Origin of the sequence: Pseudomonas sp. R1-15 (assembly GCF_051132085.1) — a bacterium.
Lineage (GTDB): Bacteria > Pseudomonadota > Gammaproteobacteria > Pseudomonadales > Pseudomonadaceae > Aquipseudomonas.
This window is the reverse complement of record NZ_CP071660.1, coordinates 4,421,026-4,443,120: the sequence shown is the minus strand read 5'-3', so window position 1 is coordinate 4,443,120 and position 22,095 is coordinate 4,421,026. Positions and strand designations below refer to the sequence as shown.

General features: G+C 57.5%; 12 protein-coding genes. 7 read left to right on the top strand and 5 right to left on the bottom strand.

What is annotated here, in order from left to right; genetic code table 11:
* Nucleotides 1-182: 182 nt before the first annotated feature.
* Nucleotides 183-5,135 carry an RHS repeat domain-containing protein gene (locus J3P97_RS19970; protein WP_434672598.1) on the bottom strand — a complete coding sequence of 1,651 codons (4,953 nt, stop codon included), beginning with the start codon at nucleotides 5,133-5,135 and terminating at the stop codon, nucleotides 183-185.
* Between the two features lie 23 nt (nucleotides 5,136-5,158).
* Nucleotides 5,159-5,629, bottom strand: coding sequence for a hypothetical protein (locus tag J3P97_RS19965; RefSeq protein ID WP_434672597.1), 471 nt, complete (start codon nucleotides 5,627-5,629; stop codon nucleotides 5,159-5,161).
* Between the two features lie 209 nt (nucleotides 5,630-5,838).
* Between J3P97_RS19965 and J3P97_RS19960 the strand changes: the two genes are divergently transcribed.
* From J3P97_RS19960 to J3P97_RS19945, 4 genes are all read left to right on the top strand, one after another.
* Nucleotides 5,839-7,632 carry a hypothetical protein gene (locus J3P97_RS19960; protein WP_434672596.1) on the top strand — a complete coding sequence of 598 codons (1,794 nt, stop codon included), beginning with the start codon at nucleotides 5,839-5,841 and terminating at the stop codon, nucleotides 7,630-7,632.
* Between the two features lie 97 nt (nucleotides 7,633-7,729).
* On the top strand, nucleotides 7,730-10,222 hold the full coding sequence (locus J3P97_RS19955; RefSeq protein ID WP_434672595.1) for a hypothetical protein: 2,493 nt from the start codon (nucleotides 7,730-7,732) through the stop codon (nucleotides 10,220-10,222).
* Nucleotides 10,212-13,013 carry a hypothetical protein gene (locus J3P97_RS19950; RefSeq protein ID WP_434672594.1) on the top strand — a complete coding sequence of 934 codons (2,802 nt, stop codon included), beginning with the start codon at nucleotides 10,212-10,214 and terminating at the stop codon, nucleotides 13,011-13,013. The genes J3P97_RS19955 and J3P97_RS19950 overlap by 11 nt, the downstream gene beginning before the upstream one ends.
* 88 nt (nucleotides 13,014-13,101) lie before the next feature.
* Nucleotides 13,102-16,857, top strand: a complete 3,756-nt coding sequence (locus tag J3P97_RS19945) for an RHS repeat domain-containing protein (protein ID WP_434672593.1) — start codon at nucleotides 13,102-13,104, stop codon at nucleotides 16,855-16,857.
* A gap of 39 nt (nucleotides 16,858-16,896) precedes the next feature.
* Here J3P97_RS19945 and J3P97_RS19940 read toward each other — a convergent pair whose 3' ends face one another.
* Nucleotides 16,897-17,631 carry a response regulator gene (locus J3P97_RS19940; protein WP_434672592.1) on the bottom strand — a complete coding sequence of 245 codons (735 nt, stop codon included), beginning with the start codon at nucleotides 17,629-17,631 and terminating at the stop codon, nucleotides 16,897-16,899.
* A 54-nt stretch (nucleotides 17,632-17,685) separates the two neighbouring features.
* Entirely contained in the window at nucleotides 17,686-17,961 is a 276-nt protein-coding gene (locus tag J3P97_RS19935; RefSeq protein WP_434601540.1) for a response regulator transcription factor, read from the bottom strand.
* Between the two features lie 302 nt (nucleotides 17,962-18,263).
* Between J3P97_RS19935 and J3P97_RS19930 the strand changes: the two genes are divergently transcribed.
* From J3P97_RS19930 to J3P97_RS19920, 3 genes are all read left to right on the top strand, one after another.
* Nucleotides 18,264-18,668 carry a MarR family winged helix-turn-helix transcriptional regulator gene (locus J3P97_RS19930; protein WP_434601539.1) on the top strand — a complete coding sequence of 135 codons (405 nt, stop codon included), beginning with the start codon at nucleotides 18,264-18,266 and terminating at the stop codon, nucleotides 18,666-18,668.
* Nucleotides 18,669-18,720: 52 nt separating this feature from the next.
* Nucleotides 18,721-19,929, top strand: coding sequence for an MFS transporter (locus J3P97_RS19925; RefSeq protein ID WP_434672591.1), 1,209 nt, complete (start codon nucleotides 18,721-18,723; stop codon nucleotides 19,927-19,929).
* Between the two features lie 182 nt (nucleotides 19,930-20,111).
* Nucleotides 20,112-20,663 (top strand): glutathione peroxidase, encoded by a 552-nt coding sequence (locus J3P97_RS19920; RefSeq protein ID WP_434672590.1) that lies wholly within the window; start codon nucleotides 20,112-20,114, stop codon nucleotides 20,661-20,663.
* 90 nt (nucleotides 20,664-20,753) lie between these two features.
* On the opposite strand, the gene J3P97_RS19915 is transcribed toward J3P97_RS19920, so the two are convergent.
* Entirely contained in the window at nucleotides 20,754-22,028 is a 1,275-nt protein-coding gene (locus J3P97_RS19915) for an OmpP1/FadL family transporter (protein ID WP_305499461.1), read from the bottom strand.
* Nucleotides 22,029-22,095: the final 67 nt, after the last annotated feature.

The window sequence follows — 22,095 nt, the reverse complement described above, 5'->3', positions numbered from 1 at the left end:
CACTGGCTGCTCGCGAATAGAGGGCTATCGCGAGGAGGCATGCTTCGGTGGGGGATTCTAGGGAGGGGGTGGGGCAGGGAATATGAGAGAACTCTCATTTCCCGAGACAACGGTTGGGGGAGTGTTTAAGGGTGTTTCCAAAGAGAAAAAGACCAGGCGACCTCAGGGCCGCCTGGCTTCGCTCAGACCTTGTGAACCCCGGGCATGACGGCCGGGTCGCCCGGCTTTCTGTGGGCGTACCACTGTTGACCGCCGAGCACGACATTCTTTGTCAGCTTTTTTTGGTCCCCTGCTACAAGTTGGGCCAGCGCTGGAGGAAGATCATAACTGGTGTTCGAATCGGCTGAACTGGCCCTGCTGCGGGTTCGGAAAGAATTGTCAGACGAGCTGACCGAAGCGGTGCTCGAACGGCTGCCGGAACTCGACGGACCCATCTCCTCCACCTGTGGTGAAAACGTGACTCGACGGTTCTGGTTCCGATTTGGACCGATGCTGTCGTCCGGAGTAGCTGAGCACCGGGGCTCGAACATGCTCAGGTCAAGGTCGGCAAAATCGTCGGTGTCATCCAGCGAGGCCCTGCCTGGAGCTCTTCCAAGCTTGGCCCTCGGAATGGTGATCGGATTCGGGACTTTGGGTACGGGCGGTTTGGGCAACTTGACTTGCGGAAGCGCTATCGCATCCAGGCCCAGCGAGATCCAGCCAAGTGCTTCGCTGGCATTCTCATCCCGGACAAAGCCGGAAGCAACCGCCACTCCTCCCGCCACCACCGATGAGCCCACGGTCACGGCTGTTATGGCGGTACTGATGGCCGCGGCCGAGGTCGTGATGCCCACTTGCGCCATGGCTGCGATCAGCGGCCCCGGATTGAGCGTCACAAATGACAAAACGATGCCGAGGACGGTGGTGGCTGCCGAGACCCCGATATTGAACCCTATATTATTGATAATCTGCCCCTGGCGCGCGTGCCCGGTCGGGTCGCCGAAGGCGATCGGGTTACCGGCGCAATACATGTAGCAATTGAGGCCACCGGCGCCAAAGGGGCTCAGGGCATCCGGGCTGTGGAAGCGCATCAGCGCTGGGTTATAGGCCCGGTAGCCGTTGCCCAGTAAATACCACCCGGTGCTCTCAAGCGCCTCGCCATTGAAAGCCAGCAGGCTCTGCAATGTCGAGTCCGGCCCCCGCTCGCCGTAGGTTCCATAGATGGCGCTGCGCACTTGATCGCCCTGGCTCTCGGCGATGACCGACTGTTTGGCATCGGTCATCAGCAACAGCGTTTGCCCATCGTCGCTGGGGGTCTGTTGGCCGAGGGGCTTCCCCTGGTGATAAAGGAACTGCACATGTTGATCGTCGTGCAGCGTGTCGGTGATCCGCGTGCCCTGGTAGAAACGCAGGGTTTGCGTATCCCCCTGTGGGGTGATCGCCTGCAAGTGGTCGTGGGCATCGTAGCGATAATTTTTCAGGGGCTGTCCGTCAGGGCTGGCGACACTCACCAGACGGCCCTGGCTGTCATAGTCAAGCTGTCGTCCCGCTTCATCCTGCTTCAGGTTGCCGTCCAGATCATAAGTGAAGCGGGTTTCCAGGCTCTGGTAATCAGGATGGCTGTGGCTGGCGCCCACCAGTTGGCAGGGATCGTCCACGGCAAAGCTGAAATGCGTTATGTCCAGTCGCCCGTCGCTGAAAACGGTCCGCGTGTAGATAATGTTGTCCAGCGTATCGAACTCGAAGTACTGGCTGAGGATGGCGTTGCCGAAGCGATCCTTTGGCAGTTCAGTGCCTGAGCAACGGTAGCGTTCCAGGCGCCCGCGCAGGTCGTAGCTGTAGGTTTCCAGCAGAACAGTGGTCCCTGCTACGCGCAGGTGCCGGCTACGCACGTTGCTGTCGGCCTGGTAGGTCAATTCGATCGAGCGCTCGGCCTCAATGGGCTGGTCCTGGGCGTCGAGCAGTACCAAGGTGCGCAGGGTCTCGCGCCCCGCATCATCGAATGCCAGGGTAGCGGTCAGGGTGTTGTGGCTGGCACTGTCGCGGCTGGTGGTTCGGAACAGTCGGCCAATTGCGTCGTATTCGAATGAGGCCTTCAGTTGCCTTTGCTCGATGCTCAGCAGCCGCCCGTTGGCCGGATGGTACTCCATGTGCGTATCGTGGCCGCCAACGTCGGTACGGCTCAACGGACGTCCTTTCAGGGAGGTGCTATAGCGGGTCGTGTACGGTTTGTTGTCGAGGGCATCGGTCCAGGTCTCGGCCTCCAGATGTCCGGCCTCATCATAGGCAAAGGCATATGCGCCCTGGCTGTTTTTCGAGCCGTTCAGTCTGGCGTCCAGCACGTCGATGTCGAAGGATGACTCGTCGTCCGTTGCGGTGATGACGGTCGGCTTCTCGATCAGGCCGTGCTGGTATTGAAACTCGACCGCGTTGCCGGCCGGAGTGACCCGGCGCTTGGGCAGCAGATAGCCAGCCTCGTACTCCCGTGACTCGATCCGGGGACCAACCTTGAACTGTGTCACCCGGTCCAGGCCGTCGAACTCTTGCTCGCCTACGGTGCGGGCGGGCCCGTCGAAATTGCCCGGCTTGACCTCGATCCGGCTACGCAGCTCGGCCCGGCTGTGCGCGGCGTAAGTAGTATGGACACTGGTCAGGTCGGGCAGGGTGGTGCGGACCAGGCGGGCGAACGCATCGTAGCTATAACGTGTGATACCGCCGAGCTCGTCAACCTTTGACGCACAATTGCCCAGGCCATCATAGTCGAATACCGTTCGGCTGATGCGCTGCCCGTTCAGGTCGATCCGTTCGACGCTGACGGTTTTTTCGAATCGGTTGGTAACGGTCCGGGTGCGTGCTGTGCCTTCGATCCATTGTTCGCTGGCAAAAGCTATGGGGTCGTTGAACATCAGGATTTTTACGCCGTCCGGCCGGGTTACGCTGTCGCGCAACCCCCAGGAGTCGTAGCTGTAGGTGGTCGTCAAGGGAAGATCGTTGGTTTCCAGCCAGTCGATTTGCGTTTCTTCCATCAGCAGGCCTTTGTCGTTGTACTGCGCCTTGTAGATATCGCGATAGGTGCCGAAATCCTCCAGCTCCTCGCGTACCACCCGGCTCATTCCGTCGAAGTGAGTCCGTAGCTTCACGCCCTTGACGTCCTCCATTTCCTGAAAGGCCTGGATCGCAACAGGAGGGAGGCCCGTATCGACCGGCCGTATCAGGCGGTAACTATAACGCCGCGCTGCTTCGTATTCCGTGCCGGGGGCCTGGGTTTCACGAACTACCCTGTTCAGTTGGTCATAAAGGTAACTGTATTGAACGCTGTCCTGGGTGATCAGCAAGGGTTCGCCGTGGAGCATCGAACGTTCGTCGACCACCGTCATGACGGTATCGTCGAAGTCCGTCGAGGAGGTTTGCTCGGTTTGTAACGAGCGGGTTTCGGCATTTTTTGTATAGCGGTAATCGATGAAGGAGGTCGGGCCGGTGTCGCTGCCCAGGGTAATTGCCTGCCGGGCTCGCCGGCCATGGGTCAACGGGTCGGCTGGAACGTTGAAGTAGCCGAAGAGGGTCGATGAGAGCTGGCGCTCGATGGGGTCTTTGGTGTCGGTCAGTTCGAACAGTTGCTCTTGTGTCATGGCTATCCAGGGCTTTTGGATAGTGCTGCTGCCCAGCGACGGCAGTGCTTCATAGCGAAACCGGGTACGCAATGGCAATGCACCGCTCTGCAGTCCTGGCACGAGTGTCGGATCGCTTGCGGGGAGGAAGGTTTTTTCGCGCACGTGGCGCACGAACCCATAAGGATCCGCCGGGCACTGCCCTGCCACCCCTTCAGCGGGGTAATAAGCAATGTGTTCGGTAACACCGCTGGGCTCGACCCGCAGCGTCTGGTTGCCGTAAATGTCGAATTCGCTGAGCTGCTTGTCCTGGCGCCAACTACGCGGGTCGTCGCTGATCGACCACAGCGTCGAAATTGTCCGGGGCAACTGGCACTGCCGTGGCTGTTCGTCGAAAGATAGCGTGTCGTCATCATCCGCGTAATAACGGCTGCGGACGGTTTTCTGCCGATTGTCCTGCACGGTGGTTTCTTCGGTCTGCAGGTGGAAGCGGTTGAATGTCCGGGTCACGCTGCGCACGACATCGGTACCGGCCATCAGGCTTTCGGTGGAGCTGTAGAGGTAGGGTTCGTTGACCTTGAACAGATTGTCCAGGCCGTCGTCCGTCCATTCGACAGCACTTCCATAGCCGAGGAAATTATGCCCGTCGCTGGCGTAGCTGTACTTCACCACGATGGGCGCGTTGCCGCCGCCGGGGGCGGTGACATGGTCGGTCACCCTCGGCAGTTTGCGCTGTTCATTGCCGCCGCCGGGAAAGCCATGGCCCGAATCGTTGTACTGGATAGTTTCGTGGGCGCCCAGCGGCGTCCAGACTTCGCTGATGCAGGCCAGCTCGCGCACCGTCCGGTACTCAAAGCGCCAGCCGGCGGCTTCGGTCGTCGGCAGGGTGACCCTGTCGATGCGATCATTTATCAAATTCAAGAGCACCTGCGCCGCAGGGGTGGTGCCGTTGAAGCCGATGCTGAAGGTGACCGTGTGTTTTACCCGGTCGCGGGTGACTTGCAGAAGCCTGCCGCTGCTGTCCTGGATGACGCTAAGCATCGGGCGCCCGTTGAAGACGTCGTACTCGAGCGTGATCTCATGGCCCTGCGCTGAATGGATGCTCACCGGTACTGCCACTTGCGGCTCCGCCCCCTGAAGTTCCAGAGTCTCCACCTGCCCCGATTTATGCACCACCCGATACTTTTTTTCGGGCAGTTCGAAGAGCTGGAAACTTTCGATTTTCTGCTCTTTCATGCGCAGGCGACCCGTATCTCCAGGGTATGACCCCGTGACCTTGAAAGTTTCCCCTGAATGAATCGAGACGATCTGCGTGCTCGGGGCATATTGCGTCAGCGCCAGGTCCCAGCCCAGGCCGAAGCCACTGTCGACCTCGTTCAGAGGGTTGAAGTTGAGCACCAGGGGAATCGCCGGGCCGCTGAGGTCACAGGTTTTCACTTCGGGTAAAGACAGCGACACCGTGTACATGCCCGTCCTTGCATCGACTCCGGACTGGACAAAACTGAGGAAGTTGAAGGCGTTGGAGTGGACGGCGGTGGAAGCGGGCATGGATGAGGCCTCGGTCTGGAAAGTTATTTATCGGTCTCGACGCGTACGCACGAGAGTTTTCCGTGAATGTCTCCGCCCGCGCGGGAGCGTATTTTCAGCACGCCAGGTTCGATGATCGTACCGTCCGTATGACCGTGCATCGATGCGAGGAACATCCAGGGCTCCGTCGGTGTTGTGGTCGGGTTCTTGATGGTACGAACCTCAATTTCCCATCCTTCATCATCCAGACAGCCTTCGCCGTTCTTATCGTCAAAAAAAGTTATATTGACCGCCGACGGGATGCTATCGAATCGAACCGAATAGGCTTGGTCATTGGTACAGCCAAAGTCTGATATAACATGATCGCCCGCCGTTGCTGGAACACTGCATTGAATGTTCGTGTTTTGTTCTCTGATGTAAATTGTGCCAGTGGCGTTTGTGGTGTTTTCCGTCATTCCATAACTTGCGTAACCAAGACCCATTACTAGAGTGAGTAATAACTTGAGATGTCGCATTACTTAATTCCTTTTGTCGGAGTTGGTATTCATTGGGCTTCTTCGCTACGCATCACGTAGCTTCCACCTGACAACGCTAGCAGAGACGCCGCCTCGGTAAACCTAACAGTTCTGATAGTTCCAACGAGCGTCGTTAGGGCGTAAATCTATATACCTGAACCCAAGTGATCCTGTGGATCGCTCAATACTTCCATGCCAAGGAATCGAAGATGACGCTCTCCAATCCGGCACCGGCCATTCCTTTATTAGGTCCGGATAATGCCGTTGACCTTGAGGAACTGGGTGCGCAGGAGCTTGAAACCTTTATAAAGTACGACGGCCTCGCCGACGCGGACTTCATTGTTGTCAATTGGTTCGGTTGTGGCGAATCCGGCGAGATAGTCGATAAATTCAATGACGAAGTCGAAGTGATCGAGGAGGAAGTCACGCCTGACGGCATGCCGGTATTGATCGAGAACAGTCTGCTGCAGGCGCTTCGCAACGGTACGGTTTTTTATTCATATCGTGTGAGAAAACCCGGCGGCGTGCCCGGAGACGAATCGCTTCGGTTGTTTTTCTACGTTGGCAAACGTCCGAGGTCGGTAGCGACCCTGCCGGTGTTGCAGATCCGCGAATCGCACGATCTTCACCTGTCACTCGTTGAGGATGAACCTCGCATTTTTACTCCTTGGGTGGCGCCTTACCAGGCGATGGCCGCTGGAGACACGGTGACCCTGTATTGCCGTCGGTTTGACTCCGACGGCATGGAATTGCCTGCGCTCAAAAACTCACGGACGCTCGAAGAGGAGGGCGTGGGCAAACCCCTGGGCCTGTTTCTTAATCGCTCCGATCTGCTGCGGGCCGAGGATGGAACCATGCAGGTGCACTACGGTATCCAATATGTAGGCACTCCGGGAGAAACCACCCAGTCCCCTGCGCAGACATTCAAGCTGCTGCCACCGACCTCGGTCGGGTTGCCGCCTCTGGAAATCGACGGGCATGACGGCGGCACGCTCAATCCCGCCTTGTTCCCGGAAGGCTTGCTGCTGCGCATCGCAGGCTACCCCGGCATGGAAGTAGGGGATGAGCTCCTCTGTCATGTCTCTTCGTCAATCGCGGATGTGGATCCGGTGATCCTGCGTGCCCGTGTCGATGCGTCCACGCTGGGCAAGGGGTTTCTCGAGTTACACCTGGACGCCGACTGGGTCGCCGCCAGTCAGGGCGGAACGATGGATTTGCGCTATCAATATGCCTGGGAGGGAACGGCACGCTCCTCGGAGCCTTATCGGGTAAACGTACGAGAGCCCCTGTACTTGCCGATGGTCATCGTGCTGGACGCCTACGTCGACCCGGACAATCCGGTAGAGGGCGAAGGTCTTTTGAATGTCACAAACAAGGCCTCTACCGGCGTAACTATCTTGATCGACCCGCTTGCCAACTACGGCCCCGAGGACATCGTTCAACTGCACTGGGAAGGTTATGGCGACGGCGGTAAACATATCGCGACAGTCCCGACGAATGGGCGTACCTACAACATTCCAGCGCAATTCATTCCCTCGAATCTGGATAAGGCTGTGCGGGTTTATTACACCGTTCAGCAGTCAGGCGAGCCTGCCGTGCAGTCGGAAATTTTTACTGTGCGGGTGTTGCCGATCGAGAAACACTTCTACAGAGCCATCCAGTCCGCGCAAGGCCAGGCGAATAACGGAACTATATATGTAAGCCGGATCGGAAGTGAAGGTGAACTGTTCACGCTCCTCTCTTGGCTTTATATGCGTGATGGTCAGGTCGTAACCGCGCAGATTATGGGTAAGGGCCAGGATGGATCTGACTTGATTGTCCCGATTCTTGAAGACTACCCGGTAACAGCTGCGGACGTTGCCAATAAACAAATTGAGAAAAATCTTGCCAGGTCCAGTTTCGAGGGTTTCCAACTGGGTGCGGTAGAAGTTCAGGTCAAGATAGTTTACGAGCCGGGGGCGGAGACACTGTTTGAGCCGGCAAGGTTTACGCTGCGGACTTAGTCTTATAACAACCGAACGATCAATAGGTTGCTGAGTGCGCGTTTGAAGAAGTGTTAGTCGCAGGGAAAATATTAATTTATCCCAGAGGATGAATGTCATGGCAGCAGAACGTAAAACACTGAGCGAATACCTTGAATGGGCCAGCTTGGCGCCTCGTACGAATGATTGGGATGCATTGGTTGCTTACGACCGGGATAAGTGCAACCAGTTGCTGCTTCAGGAGTACATCGAAAAACATCACACGAATTCGATGATGCCGCCCATCAATGAAGCCTATGGCGTATCAGAAAGCACTTGGCGATGGAAGCTGGATTACTTCACCGATACGCCACGTTTGAGTTTTCATAATAACCCGGACAACACCGGCGAGGTCATGATGAGCATGGCCGTCGTCGGTGGCAAGGACATCAGCCTGGACGACACCCTGAGTTTCCCTCAGGTCACCAGAATCGGTTCCTATGATCCTCTGGATCATCCGACACTGGAAGCCAGCAAGGTACCGCTCAAGGAGGTTCAAGGCAACATCAATGATAAGGGTGAAGTGCAGTTGGATCTGGGCGATTCGGCCTCACAAAATAGACTTTGGCTAGAGACCTGTGATCGTATTCCCTTTCAGCAGAAGAAGGCCGGAGCGTTTTTCAAACGCAAATTTCGTGAGGCTCCGGAGGAAAAGCGTCAATTTCACTTGGGTATGTTGGATACTACGACTCAGGAAATAATCAAGCCCGCCTCATTCAAGTTGCGGACCATTATGGAAGCCGGTGCCAATTTACTCGAGGCGGAGAACTACGGTAATGGCGCGCTTGAAATGCGTATCGCCATGGAAGGCTCACTGCAAGGCGGTATGCCTGGAGAAGATTGGTTGTATCCATTGCCCAGTGATCAGCCTGATCTCAATGCATCAATGTTATTTGGCTCGGATTTTTTCATGCATGAAATTATTGGCAGAGGTACGGCCAGGGCATTCAATGCACCAAATGCCACATTCAAGGGTACGAACGATGATAGGGGCTTTGTTCATATAATAGAAGTGGAAAGCTCCGATGGTTATTTGGAGGTTCCAGACTTTGAAGCGACTGCCCCATGGAATATGAGGTTCTCTGGGTATCGGCTACCTATTTTTATTGATGCGGATTCCAAGTTGACCATGTCAATGTACAGGACTGAGGGCGGCCCTCCTCTTCTGAGAGTGGGCATGGGTAATGAAAATGGGAGGTACCCCATGACTTGTGTGTTTGATGGGGGAACCTACGAATTTCAGCTTGGGATTGGTTTTAGTGCAGATTACGCTTTTGCTCTCGATGCGGCGTCGCGCCGGCTCCACGTTACGCTCGTATCAGCCCGGCTGTCACATACTTATGAGCTCACGGAAGCGGCGCCTGCAGGACTCGAGTTATTCCTAGTCACTTCGGGATTCACCGGCATCCTACAAAGTACTGCGGCCAACGCAATTTTGTCAGCGATTAACGGGCTTGAAGCAATTGATCTATTTATCCTTAATACAATCATTTTTAATACTGATGATGCGGTACAGCTTAAGACAGTTGATCCGACGGGGGACTTGGTCCTTTTCGGCGCAATCAGCCCCCGCCTGACCACGTTTGCCATAGACCCCATGGAAGTCATGCTGGGTTATGACGAGAAACGCCAATTTTCGGTAACCCCTACCCCTAGCGACACCATCGACTGGAGTGTCGAGGATCTCGAGGGCGGCACTCTGGGTGTCGGAACCATTGATTCACAGGGTCTCTATACCGCCCCGGCCTTGGCCGATATTCATGGGACCTATCTGCGGGTCAAAGTGACCGCGTCCATCGCTGGGGTCCATACCACCAGGGCGTTGGTTACGGTCGTCGCCAGAACCATTACCCTGAACCCGCTGATTGAAATCTGCAACGCTTCCAAGCCAGACGTGGCCCCTGAGACTCGCGAACTGTCGGCGCACACTTTGAACGGCGCAATGAAATGGAGCGTCGTCGGCGGCGGCAGTATTCCTGCTGACGCAGATGGAGAAGGAAAAAATCTCTACACCGCGCCGTTGGCACCAGAGCAATCCGTCGAGTCTTTCACAATAGATGAAGTGGTTGTAAAAAACACAACAACCAATCAAGAACAAAAAACCCTGATGGTGGTCAAGTACCGGCCTCAATCAGTAGTTATTAAGGCTGAGTTTGAGCAAGCTCCTTATGATTCGGTGAAATTGGTTGTCTCGTTTAATGGTCAGATACCCACCGTGCCTTTGGCGTGGAAATGTATACCCGCGGATGCTGGAGAAGTTGATCCTGCTACCGGGATTTTTACGGCAAGTGGAACCACCAGCAGTCAGTTTGTGCTGATCACGGTCATACTTGATTTGATGGGGATGAAGTTTGACGGTTTCACCATTCTGCCGTTGCCGCTTTCGCCATTGCCGGACAAGCCGATTGTAGAAGAAGATCCGTTTCCAGACCTTGAGACATTGAACGGCTTGTTGGATGCGGTCTCCGAAGAGCTCAAGTCAATCAATCCGTCCGCGAATGCCAGCGAAGAAATCAAAGGCTGTCTGCAGCGCATCGCCACCCTCGCCGAGGATAATCGAAATGGTCAGTAATTCACGTGCCGATATTGTGGCAAAAATGAAGGAGTATTCGATTACCCAAGGCTGGGGGGCCGTGTGTGCCTTCAATCGCGAGCGGCTTAATCGGGTGCTCCAGCAACAGTGGCTGGAAAAATATGACGGTACGAATTACCTGCCGGTATTTTCCGGCCGCATGAACCTCAATGACTCGGGATCCGAGGGAGGCGTGCTGACAAATGTCATGTTGGGCAAACCGTTGCTATCGTTCGAGCCCGCCGACATAAGCAACTCCCGAGCCAAGTTGACTTTGAGCCTTTTAGGCGGAAACTTTGCCGCTTATGAAGATACCTACGGCTTGATGTATGAGTTCGACATCAGCGAAGCCAATGGTTATACGCTCACGGTGGAATTGGACCTTTCCGTTGTGGTGGGGGTGGTTGATCGCTTGGGCAGGGTGACGCTGGACCTATCCAAGGGCGTGAAGTTCTCATGCAACCTCGCGGGGCCGGTGGCCAGTCAAGTCAAGATAGGCATGTACTTCGATGAAGTCTTTAAACAGCTGCCGCCCGAGCAGCAGGTGTATGTGTTGGGCATCCTCGACCTGAAAGGCGACAGCGACCTCACCCCGACGAACTTCATCCTACTGACGCAACGTGCGCCGGGTGCCGAACTGGCGGAGTCTGTCAATGCGCCAGACGGCGCGGTAGTGGTCATGGTGCAGCTCAGGGGGGACGAGATGGGCGGGGATTACCCGTCGCCGGACCGATTCCCGTACCTGATTCCCGATGACGGGGATTTTTCGGCAACGCTGGTCCTGGCGGAAAAATATGTGGAGCGTTCCGATCCTGACAAGTTGGCGCTGATCCAGAGCCTTTTGTTTCCCGGAGAGCAGAATGTATTTGTTGAAGTTTCCCGCGATACGCCCAAGGATCTGGTGATTTTTGGTCGTCTCGACCCTTCCAGAACATCGATGACCATCGAGCCCGCGGTTCGCGTGGTGAAGGCCGGGAGCCAGCCTGTTGCATACACGGCGCTTTTGAACGGCGCCCCGGTAAGTGTCAGTTGGACGGTCAAGAGCCTCAATTCGAATACATCGGCGGGCAGCATCGACGCTGCCGGAAATTACCTCCCCGTTTCCCAAGAGAAGTTGGGCAAGGAGCTGGTGCGCAATATAGTCACGGCTTCCTATTTCGATCCCGATACGCAGCAGACATATCAAGTGCGGGCACTGTTGCTGGTCACGACCCGGTCGATGGCGATTTCTCCCGAAGCCGCGGCACGTATCGAGGGGCACCAGACAAAAACCGTGACCTTTGTCGCATCAGCCCTCAGTGGCTCGACGTTGACCTGGAAGCAACCGACTTATGGGTCGTTGACGGTCCAGGGCAATACGGCGATCTATACACCACCGGCGGCCAGCGAATTGCTTGAGTTGCCCGAATTCACGGTTGTTGACCCCATCATCGTTACGGATAACGCGGGTGAATCGGTCGAAGCGTCGGTGGTACTGACAAGAGCTGCTCCGACACTTGAGATAGAGCCGCGGTTCGTCGGCGGAGTGGGGCGCTCCGCGACCCAGGTATTCACCGAAAAATCAAACGTTCCAGGGGAAGTCGAGCGCACCTGGAGAGTGATAGGAGACGGAACGGTAGATGATAAAGGCGTCTACACCGCGCCCGCAGCGTCTTCCCGATCTTTCGATTTCGTCAGGTGCGAGATTATTGTGGGTGGCATGCTCATCTATGCAGGCTACAGCATCGTAAAACTCGCCGCCCACCAGGAGGAGCCCGGTTGGGAGGGCCTGGTAAAGTTCGACCTTAAACCCCTTGGTGGCGAGGCAATGTTTGCCAACGGTTATCAACAACTGCCGCTGGAAGCGTTCATTGAAACCGATGGGGCACCGCTGACCCTCGAAGAGGAGGCGTCGCTGAAGATCTATCACGTCGGCTCCAACCAGATGGTCCCGGAGCTCCCTGCATTGCAGGAAGGCATCATGGCCGAGGAGCCTCCGCAGCCCGGCGGGCAGTGGGCACAGACGCGAATTCCCAATCGTTTCAAACCCTATGCAGGTATGAGCTCAGTGGCGCCTGGCAAGCAGGCTGAACCGAGCAGGGTGCGTGTGTATATGGTCGGCCGCACCACTGAGGTTACTCGTCTCTATGCGGTTTTTGAAAGCAGCCAGGGTGTCCCGTATCGCTCGGATACAGATAACATTGAGAACGGCATCGTGACGCTGAAGCCCGTCGCTCCGCCCACGCCTACTCTCGCTCACTACGAGCTTACGCGTACCCGAGTGGAGGGTGGGGGAGGAAGTGATCCGGAGGGCGACTACGATTTTGATCATTTCCTCAAGACGACAGACTACTGGGACCTCTCCTATATGCGCGAGGGCCGGGTGGGTGTGGACTTCCAGACCGCAGATGTGCGCGGCAAACATTCATCGATGGTGAAGTGGGAAAGCCAAGCCGCCAATGAAACCATGTTCAGCTACACCGGCTATGGCTATGGCGATCCGCTGAAGAAACCCGAAACATACGTCATGCATTATGACCAGGCGCTAGTTGATAACCTCGACGAAAAACCCAAGCCTGAAATGATTCAACAATATGCTCTGAGCGTGGGTTTATTCAGGGTCGGGCTGTTCCGGCGTGACCATTACGATAACGTCCGACGAGACGCGCATCCGCTCTTGTATCCAATGGAGAGTTCTCCACTGGAGGTCTACCTGACGGACAATGAAGGCAACCATCATGAGCTTGCGATCAGCTTCCAGTCCGGTGACCGCAATCGATTAAGTGTTTCTTTCGCCGGCAAGAAAGGCTGAAAACGATCGTTCTGCTGTGCAATGCGGCGGTGGTCGTATTGCCCAGCACGAACATCGAAGTTCACCTGGCTTATTCGCGAGGTTCATCATGACCGCTTCCACCGCCGTGCATTCCAACGCCTTCAACTTCATGAGCTTCATCCAGACGGGTGTAGACCCACGAACCGGTATCTATACCGTTTCCCTGTCGCTGCGTGAACTGCTCAGCAACCATTTGCGTGGCCCATCGTTGCCGCTGGTGCTCAGCTATAACCCGATGAACACGATCGACAGCGGTTACGGCAAGGGTTGGAATCTGCAACTGAGCCAATACACGCCCAGTACCCAGGTCGTCTCGGTGTATTCCGGCGAGACCTTCAAAGTGACCGGTCCCTACGAAGGCGTTGCCAATCGCCGGCGAATGAAAGAGCAGAAGATCGAGAACTTCCAGTTTTATGAGCTTTCTGCAAGCCAATTCAAGATCGTGCATAAGTCAGGCCTGGTGGAGTGGCTGGAGCCCAAGGGCGCCTCTCCGCAAACGGCTGTGCCTGTCAGGATATTTTCACCGCAAGGTCACGAAATCAGCCTGGACTACATCGTGGTCAATGGTGAGCCGATGCTCAGTGCCATTCGGGACGACAATGGCCTGTTGTTGCAAGTGGTCCGTGACACCGAGACGCATGCCGTCAGGATCGGCTTTACCCCCGTTGGCGGTGCCCCGCTGGCCGAGGTGATCCTGGACATCAGGAACGACCGGGTCGACAGGATCACGTTACCGACTGTTGAAGAGGCAGGTTGGCGTTTCGAATATGACCCGCAGAAGGACGTCATCAGCGAGGTCTGGACACCGTTGGGGGGGCATGAGCGCGTCCTGTACCAGGACGAGGGGCATGGTTTCCCGGGCAACGGCAATGAGCAACGCAAGTTGCCCAGGGTCACCGGGCATATCACCGACCCTGGCGCCGGCCAAGCGCCCATCGAGGTTCGATACAGCTACGGAGCCGATGGGCATAACTTCCTGGGTTACGGAAGCGGCGTCAACTGGACGGACGACGGCCTGGATAACCTTTATAAAGTCCTCGATGCCTATGAATATCAAACCACCGAGGAGCTGGTCGGAGCGAACGCGATACGCAGCGTCACCCGCGTCTTCAACCGCTTCCATTTGCTGGTATCACAGACGACTCTCCAGGGCACACACCAGCAGATTCTCAGCAATCGTTATTATGTGGACGATGACCCCAAGGCGCCTTTCGACCAGCAGCCACGCCAATGTCAGCTTCTGAAGGAAGCGGCCACGCGCTGGGAACTGACCGATGATCCAAGGGAATGGCGCGAGGACGTCGAACTGAGCGAGTACGACATTCATGGCAACCAGACCTTGAGTGTCCAGGCCAGCGGTGTCACCGAGGCGACTTCCTACTATCCGGCCGCGGGCGTTGTCGGCCAGTGCCCGCAGGATCCCTACGGGTTCGTCCGGCATGTCGAGCAAACAACCATCACGCCGACCACCGATCCGTTGCGTGTCCCCGACGTGCAGGCCGGCGCGCCAACCCTACGGACCCGCTACCGTTATATCGAGCTGCCAACGCTTGCCAAAAGCGACCTCAAGGAGCCCTGGGCAGTTGTCGCCGAGCAGGCCCTTTATCAAGTCGACCAGGCGGACGTCTTGCTGGAAACCACCCGCTCCGGGTATTTCGACACGCCGCTGGATCCTTTGATACATGGGCTCATTCAACTGGAAACTGTCGAGCGGGTTGGCGCAGATCAATCGTACGTCTCGACGACGGGTTATCAGTACAGCATCAAGACGGATGAGGAAAAGGCCAGGAAGAACAAGACGGACAAGGCTTCAGAGGTGCTCTTGGGTGAAACCGCGTTCGCCACTACCGAGACCTTTACCGGGCATGACAGCCTGGTCAAGGTCGTCAGTACGGAGCGTTCGCTGCTCAACGGCGAGCCCCTGCTCAGCCAGGACAAGGACATCCGCATTCGTAACACCTACGATGCCCTGTTGCGTGTAGTGGCGGAAACCGTTGCCCCCGACGATCCTGTCTATGCCGCCACGCGTTCCTACACCTACCGGCTGGTTCGCCCGTCGGACAGCGGCGAGGCGCTGGCGGCCGGGCAGGCTTGGCAGGAGATGGAAAACGTCAAGAAGGTCAAGACCCGTACCTGGTTCGACGGGTTGAATCGGCCCGTCAGCGAGGAGCAGCAAGATTTCGACTTCTCCGCTGGCGAATATCGCGAGACCTACCGGGCGACGCATAACGCTTTGGGGCAGTTGACCGAAGAACACGAAATCGATTGGCTGGAACTCGAACCCTTGGTTTTGAAGACCACCTACACCTTCGATGACTGGGGCGAGCAATCGAGCAGTACCGATGCTGCGGGCGTTACGCAACACACTCTGCAGGACCCTATCAAGTTCACCAGCACTGAGTGGACGCAGGGCATGGGCAAGACCGTCACCACCACCAATCGCCTGGAAAAGCCGGTGAAAGTCGAGCGCTTCGACCTCGCGCAGGCGTCCGTCAGCGTCCATGGCTATTCCTACGATGGCCTGGGCCGTACGGCTGTGGAAAAAAACGCGGCGGGTTACGAAACGTCTTATCTCTACGATGCGTTCGATCGCATGCTCGAATCGACTTTGCCGACGCAGGACAAAGTTGTCCGTGAATACGCCGGCCATAGCCGTGGCGATCTGCCAACGCTGATCAAGGTCAACGACAAGGTCCTCGGCACCCAGGCTTTCGACAGCCTGGAGCGCTTGGTTGAATCGACGACCGGGGGCCGAGTCACCCGACACGAGTACGACACCAGCTACACCAAGGCCAATCGGGTCGTCCAGCCCAGCGGCGACGTGATCCATTACGAATATGCCTATGAGCTCACAGATGAACCGCTCACTCGCAAGGCTGTGGCGGGGGAGGCAACCATCCAGCGCCTGCAGGAGGTTCCGGCGCCGATCGAAGCCATTTACGGCTACGATTTCCAAGATGCCCGGCTGCTCAATTCGGCTGAAACCGACATCCAACTGGAACGTACTTACGACGTCCGCGGCGAGATCAAGACGGAAACACGCAAAGTCACTGACGTGGTTGATCCCTATGCCATGACGTATGTCCACAGTCGGCTCGGAAGGATCATCCGGTACTACGATGTGATCGGTCAGGTCCAGTTGTCCGAATATGATCGAACTACCGGCAAGCTGGCCTACACCGAATTGGGTGTGCCGGGCACTGGCGGCTACGTGAGGAGTGACTTCACCTATAACGTCCAGGGACTGACGGAGCGTATTTCCACCGTTGATGGCTCGAACAATAAGGTGAGCATCCAGCTTGAGTACGACGCCTTGGGGCGCGAGACGCTGCGCACGTTCGATTTCAACGGCGCCCAAACGTGGTTGAAACAGGTCTGGAACAATCTCGATCAGGTCGAACAGCGTGAACTGAGTGAAGGCTCGGCGCCGGGCGAAACGTTGTTGCGCGACGAGAACTATCGGTACGAGCTACGTGGACGACTTGAGGAGTATTGGTGCGATGGGCCCCAATCACCGGTGGACCCGTATGGCAATGTCATTTCGGAGCAAGTCTTCTTTTTCGATGCGCTGGACAATCACGAAGAGGTCCGTACGACCTTTATCAAAGGATCGGCGACCGAAATCAATAAGGCTCAGTTTGAATACACCGGTGAGGATCCGACTCAATTGACTGCGGTGGTGAATTCCCATGTCGATTATCCGGACATCACCTTGGAATACGACGCCAACGGCAACCTGATCAAGGATGAAGAAGGACGAGCCCTTTCTTATGATCTTCTGTCACGTTTGGTCGAGGTGAGTGGGCCCAGCCCGTCGAACTGACGGGGGCTGTTTCCAGTGTCATGTCGTAGAAGCGAGGGCTCAGTTGATCAATCCGCTGACCCGCGCAAACTCCACCAGCCCACCGTCATGGTCAAGCCCCAGCTTGTCCATGGCGGTGCGCTTTTGTCGGCTGATGGTTTTCTCGCTGCGGTTGAGTTGCGCTGCAATTGTCCTGCCTGACAAACCCCGGACAAACAAACGCACCACTTCTAGCTCCCGGTTGGAAAGATTGTTTGACGCGCCGACGGTGGCTTTAGTTGGCGAGTACTGGGCCTCGAGAATGCCCTTGAACGCAGGGCATACATGCCGGTGCCCCCGGGTGGTTGTCAGGGCCGCTTGCTTGAGATTGACCAATGGGCTGCGCTTGTCGAACAACCCATCTACGCCGGCGTCGAGCAATGCTCGCAGCACCGAGGGGTTGCGCAACATGGTGATCACCATTAAGGGGCAGCGGCGATAGTGTCGTTTGAGATAACCCATCAAGGTCAGGCCGTCGGGAAAGCGGCAGTCGGGCATCGAGTAGTCAGTGATCACCAGGTCGCATGGAGTGCGCTTCAGGTGCTCAATCAGTTCATCGGCGTTGTGGGCCTTGGCGACTACCGAAAAGGCCGGGTTCGACAGCGCCATTTCCATGCCCATGAGTACCACGGGGTGATCGTCGGCGAGGATGATGCGTAACGATCGATCAACCGCAGGCCTGTAGGCGATGGGTGCATTGCCCCACGCTTCAGGGCTGGCCGTGTTGCAACTCGGGTACAGGGCATTCAGGGGCATTGTTACCTCGACAGGATTACTTCATCCACACCGCCGTCGAAACCCCAGCCTGCATCAGATCAAGCCTTGTTCCCGGGCAATTTTCCCGGCGAGATGACGCGAGCTGACGCCGAACTTCCGGCGGATGTTATTGAAGTGGTAATTGACGTTGGCTTCGCTGCAGTCGACGATCCTGGCGATTTCCCAGGAGGACTTGCCGATCTCGCTCCATTGCAGGAATTCTTTCTCCCGGTTCGTCAGGCGCACGGCTTGGGCTTCGTTGCTTTCTGCGCCGCGCAGGTGGGTAGAGCCTGCTGGCGAACGACTTGAAACAGTGCTGGCTTGGTACATGATTGAATCTCCCATTCATCATCATTGATGGCGTGGACGCGGTGCTGTCCTGCTGTCGCTTGCACGGCGCCCCCCAAGGCCTGGGCAGGACTGGGGATACCTCCTTATATCTGGATTCAATCCCGGCGAAACCTGTCAGGATTGACAGGTGCGGACTTTAAGCAGGTCACCGGGAAAAGGCTGTCAGGCCGAGGCCACGCAGCTTGTAGGACATATCGCTGGGACTTGCTTGCCGTGTGTTGGGGCAGTGACATTCTTTGAATTAACTTGCGTTAACTTAATCGCGGGTATATACACGCACCATGCTTGCCTCTCAATGTTTGTGCATCAACCTGCGTCGTGCCGCCCGTGGCGTCAGCAGGTATTACGACGGCGCCCTCGACGGCTTCGGGATCAACGTTGCCCAGTATTCTTTGCTGAACAACCTGGCGCGCCTGGACCAGCCGAGCATTTCTTCCCTGGCCGAGGCCATGGGCCTGGACCGCAGCACCCTGGGACGCAACCTCCGGGTGCTGGAAGGCGAGGGCTTGGTGAAGCTGGCCGAGGGCGAGGATCTGCGTAACCGTATCGTCGAGCTCACCGAGGCCGGACGTGCCCGACTGGCGGCGGCGCAGCCGGCCTGGGAAACGGCGCAACAGAAACTGATCGACAAGCTGGGCGCGGAAAAGCGTGCGACCCTGTTGGCCTTGCTGGATGAACTGGCGTGATGCCGGTTCGTCCGCTGATAAGTGGGTATATACCCGCGACCGGAGAACAATAATGACATCGATGTGGCGTACCTGTGGTTGGGTCCTGGTGGGCAGCGCGCTGATCCTGGCGTTATCGCTGGGTGTGCGACATGGCTTTGGCCTGTTTTTGGCGCCGATGAGCGCGGATTTCGGCTGGGGTCGCGAGGTGTTTGCCTTCGCGATTGCCTTGCAGAACCTGATCTGGGGCCTGGCGCAGCCGTTTACCGGCGCGCTGGCCGACCGCTTCGGCGCGGCGAAAGTGGTGCTGATCGGTGGCGTTCTCTACGCCGTCGGGCTGCTCCTGATGGGCATGGCCGACTCGCCTTGGTCGCTGTCGTTGAGCGCGGGACTGTTGATCGGCATCGGGCTGTCCGGCACCTCGTTTTCGGTGATCCTTGGCGTAGTCGGACGGGCCGTGCCAGCGGAAAAACGCAGCATGGGCATGGGCATCGCCAGCGCCGCCGGCTCCTTCGGCCAGTTCGCCATGCTGCCGGGCACGCTGGGGCTGATCGGCTGGCTTGGCTGGTCCGCCGCGCTGCTGGCGCTGGGCTTGTTGGTGGCGCTGATCGTGCCTCTGGTGAGCATGCTCAAGGACGCGCCGGCGCCGCTGTCCGGGCATGAGCAGACGCTGTCCGAAGCGTTGCGCGAGGCCTGCAGCCATTCAGGGTTCTGGCTGCTGGCCGTGGGCTTTTTTGTCTGTGGTTTCCAGGTGGTGTTCATCGGTGTGCACCTGCCGGCCTACCTGGTCGACCAGCACCTGCCTGCCAGCGTCGGCACCACCGTGCTGGCGCTGGTCGGGCTGTTCAATATCTTCGGTACCTACACGGCCGGCTGGCTGGGTGGGCGCATGTCCAAGCCGCGGTTGCTGACCGGCTTGTATCTGGCGCGGGCGGTGGTGATCGGCCTGTTCCTCTGGCTCCCCGTGACTACCACCACGGCTTATGTCTTCGGCATGGCGATGGGCTTTTTGTGGCTGTCGACGGTGCCGTTGACCAACGGTACGGTCGCGACCTTGTTCGGTGTGCGAAATCTTTCGATGCTCGGTGGGATGGTGTTCCTGTTCCACCAGTTGGGCTCGTTCCTGGGTGGCTGGCTGGGCGGGGTGGTGTACGACCGCACCGGCAGCTATGACCTGATCTGGCAAGTGTCGATCCTGCTCAGCCTGTTGGCGGCGGCATTGAACTGGCCGGTACGCGAGCGTCCGGTGGCGCGCCTGCAAGCACAGGCCGGTGCCGCATGAGCCGCGTCGGCCCATGGTTGGTCGCGGCCGGCGCCGCGCTGTTGCTGGCCTTCGCCTGGTGGGGCTGGCACCAGGGCGGGTTGGCGTTGATGCAATTGGGCATGGGTAACTGCTGAACAATGGACGGCGTCGGGCGGGCGGAGTAACGTCCTGGTCTGACAGGCTTTCAAGGAAAATCCGACATGCTGATGCGCTGGCTTGCTGTTCCCACCCTGTTGCTGGCTGCGGCCGGGCAAGTTTGGGCGGCTGATTGTCCGCCGCTGCTGGAGGGCTCGCTGCCCAAGCTGCGGGCCAAGGAAACCATCGACCTGTGCCAGCGCTTCGCCGGCAAGCCCCTGGTGGTGGTCAACACCGCCAGCTTCTGTGGTTTTGCACCGCAGTTCAAAGGTCTCGAAGCGCTGAACCAGCACTATAAGGGGCAAGGGCTGGAAGTGCTGGGCGTACCCTCCGACGATTTCAAGCAGGAGTCCAAGGATGGCGCGGAGACGGCCAAGGTCTGCTACGTCAACTACGGCGTGACCTTCACCATGACCGAGCCGCAGCCAGTGCGCGGCGCGGACGCGATCCCCTTGTTCAGGCACCTGGCCGAACAGTCCAGCGCGCCGAAATGGAATTTCTACAAGTACGTTGTGGATCGCGAGGGCAGGGTGGTCGGCAGTTTTTCCAGCCGGATCAAACCCGACGATCCTGACTTCATCAAGGCAGTGGAAACGGCCATCGCTTCGAAACCCTGACCGCCAGCCACGAAAAAGCCCCGCCTCTTTGCAGAGTGCGGGGCTTTTTTTCGCTTCAGCTGGCGAAGTGTTCAGCTTCGCCGTGAATCATCAGAAGCGGTAGGTGGCACCGACACCAAAACCGTTGGCGCTGTTTTCGTATTCAGCGTTGTAGGCCTGGCCCAGCGCGTTGCTGCGGTTGACGTTGACTTTTTCTTCCTTGAGGTAGGAGTAGGCCACGTCGATGGTCAGGTCGTCGGTCGGGCTCCAGCCGGCGCCCAGGCTGAAGATGGTCCGGTCGCCGGTAGGGATGCGTGGCGAGCGGTCTTCGTTGTTGGCAGGCGACTGGTCGAAGGTCAGGCCGGTGCGCAGTACCCACTGTTTGTTCAGCTGATAGGACGTACCGATGGCGTAGGCCCAAGTGTCGTGCCAGTTCTGTTCTTCGGTGATGGTGCCGAAGAGGGCTGGGTTCAGGGCACCGCCGCCAGTCAGGTCGTTATCGACGGTGATGTCCTTCAGGCGGCTCCAGCGGGTCCAGGTGCTGCCTGCATAGACGGTCCAGGCGTCATTGATTTCCTGGGTAACCGAGAAGTCCACCGATTCAGGCGTGGTGATGTCCAGCGAAGCGTCATAACGTGCACGGCTCAACAGGAAGCCCGGCGTACCGGCACCCGGGCTCACTTCGGTGTGGCCTTCGAGCTTGTACTTGACCTTGGAGTGGTAGGTCAGGCCGACACGGGTGCTGTCGGTAGCCTGGACCATCAAGCCGATGTTGTAGCCGTAGCCGATGTCATCGCCCTTGATCTTGACGTTGCCGTCGTTAGGCGAGAACGGTGTGGTCAGTGCCGATTCCAGCGAACCGGAGATACGGTTGATGGTCGGGCCGAAACCGATCGATACCTTGTCGTTGAAGGCATAGCTGATGGTTGGCTGGAAAGTCACGACCTTCACTTCGCTCTTGCTGCCGAAGTTGCGGCCCTGGAAGCTGTTTTCATAATCGGTGATCAGGCCGAACGGGGCGTAGACACCCAGGCCGAATGCCCATTTGTCATCGATAGGCTTGACGTAGTAGCCCATCGGAACGCCGGTGAACGGAACCATGTCGCCGTCGTTGGTGCCGGAGCGGGTACCGCTGGCATCGTTGATATCGGTGGACGCGTCGATCACGGCGAAGCCGCCGGTCACTTGCTCGCGCTTGAGGCGCGACATACCGGCAGGGTTGCCAAACACGGTGCTTGCATCATCGGCAGAAGAAGAACGACCCGCGAAGCCAGTGCCCATGCCACTGATGCTTTGTTCGTTCAGGGCAAAACCACTGGCAAAGAGTTGGGTGGATGCCAAGGTAACGGCAAGGCCAAGGGTGGTTTTGAGCATCATTTTTTTCATTGTTAGAACTCCAGGTGATCACCGACGCGAAAATTACCAACATTTTCCTTCAAGCGCTATAGCTTGT

Excerpts from the sequence above, each read along its gene's own strand:
- J3P97_RS19970 (WP_434672598.1), bottom strand. The coding sequence starts at position 5,135 with ATGCCCGCTTCCACCGCCGTCCACTCCAACGCCTTCAACTTCCTCAGT.
- J3P97_RS19965 (WP_434672597.1), bottom strand. The coding sequence starts at position 5,629 with ATGCGACATCTCAAGTTATTACTCACTCTAGTAATGGGTCTTGGTTAC.
- J3P97_RS19960 (WP_434672596.1), top strand. The coding sequence starts at position 5,839 with ATGACGCTCTCCAATCCGGCACCGGCCATTCCTTTATTAGGTCCGGAT.
- J3P97_RS19955 (WP_434672595.1), top strand. The coding sequence starts at position 7,730 with ATGGCAGCAGAACGTAAAACACTGAGCGAATACCTTGAATGGGCCAGC.
- J3P97_RS19950 (WP_434672594.1), top strand. The coding sequence starts at position 10,212 with ATGGTCAGTAATTCACGTGCCGATATTGTGGCAAAAATGAAGGAGTAT.
- J3P97_RS19945 (WP_434672593.1), top strand. The coding sequence starts at position 13,102 with ATGACCGCTTCCACCGCCGTGCATTCCAACGCCTTCAACTTCATGAGC.
- J3P97_RS19940 (WP_434672592.1), bottom strand. The coding sequence starts at position 17,631 with ATGCCCCTGAATGCCCTGTACCCGAGTTGCAACACGGCCAGCCCTGAA.
- J3P97_RS19935 (WP_434601540.1), bottom strand. The coding sequence starts at position 17,961 with ATGTACCAAGCCAGCACTGTTTCAAGTCGTTCGCCAGCAGGCTCTACC.
- J3P97_RS19930 (WP_434601539.1), top strand. The coding sequence starts at position 18,264 with ATGCTTGCCTCTCAATGTTTGTGCATCAACCTGCGTCGTGCCGCCCGT.
- J3P97_RS19925 (WP_434672591.1), top strand. The coding sequence starts at position 18,721 with ATGACATCGATGTGGCGTACCTGTGGTTGGGTCCTGGTGGGCAGCGCG.
- J3P97_RS19920 (WP_434672590.1), top strand. The coding sequence starts at position 20,112 with ATGCTGATGCGCTGGCTTGCTGTTCCCACCCTGTTGCTGGCTGCGGCC.
- J3P97_RS19915 (WP_305499461.1), bottom strand. The coding sequence starts at position 22,028 with ATGAAAAAAATGATGCTCAAAACCACCCTTGGCCTTGCCGTTACCTTG.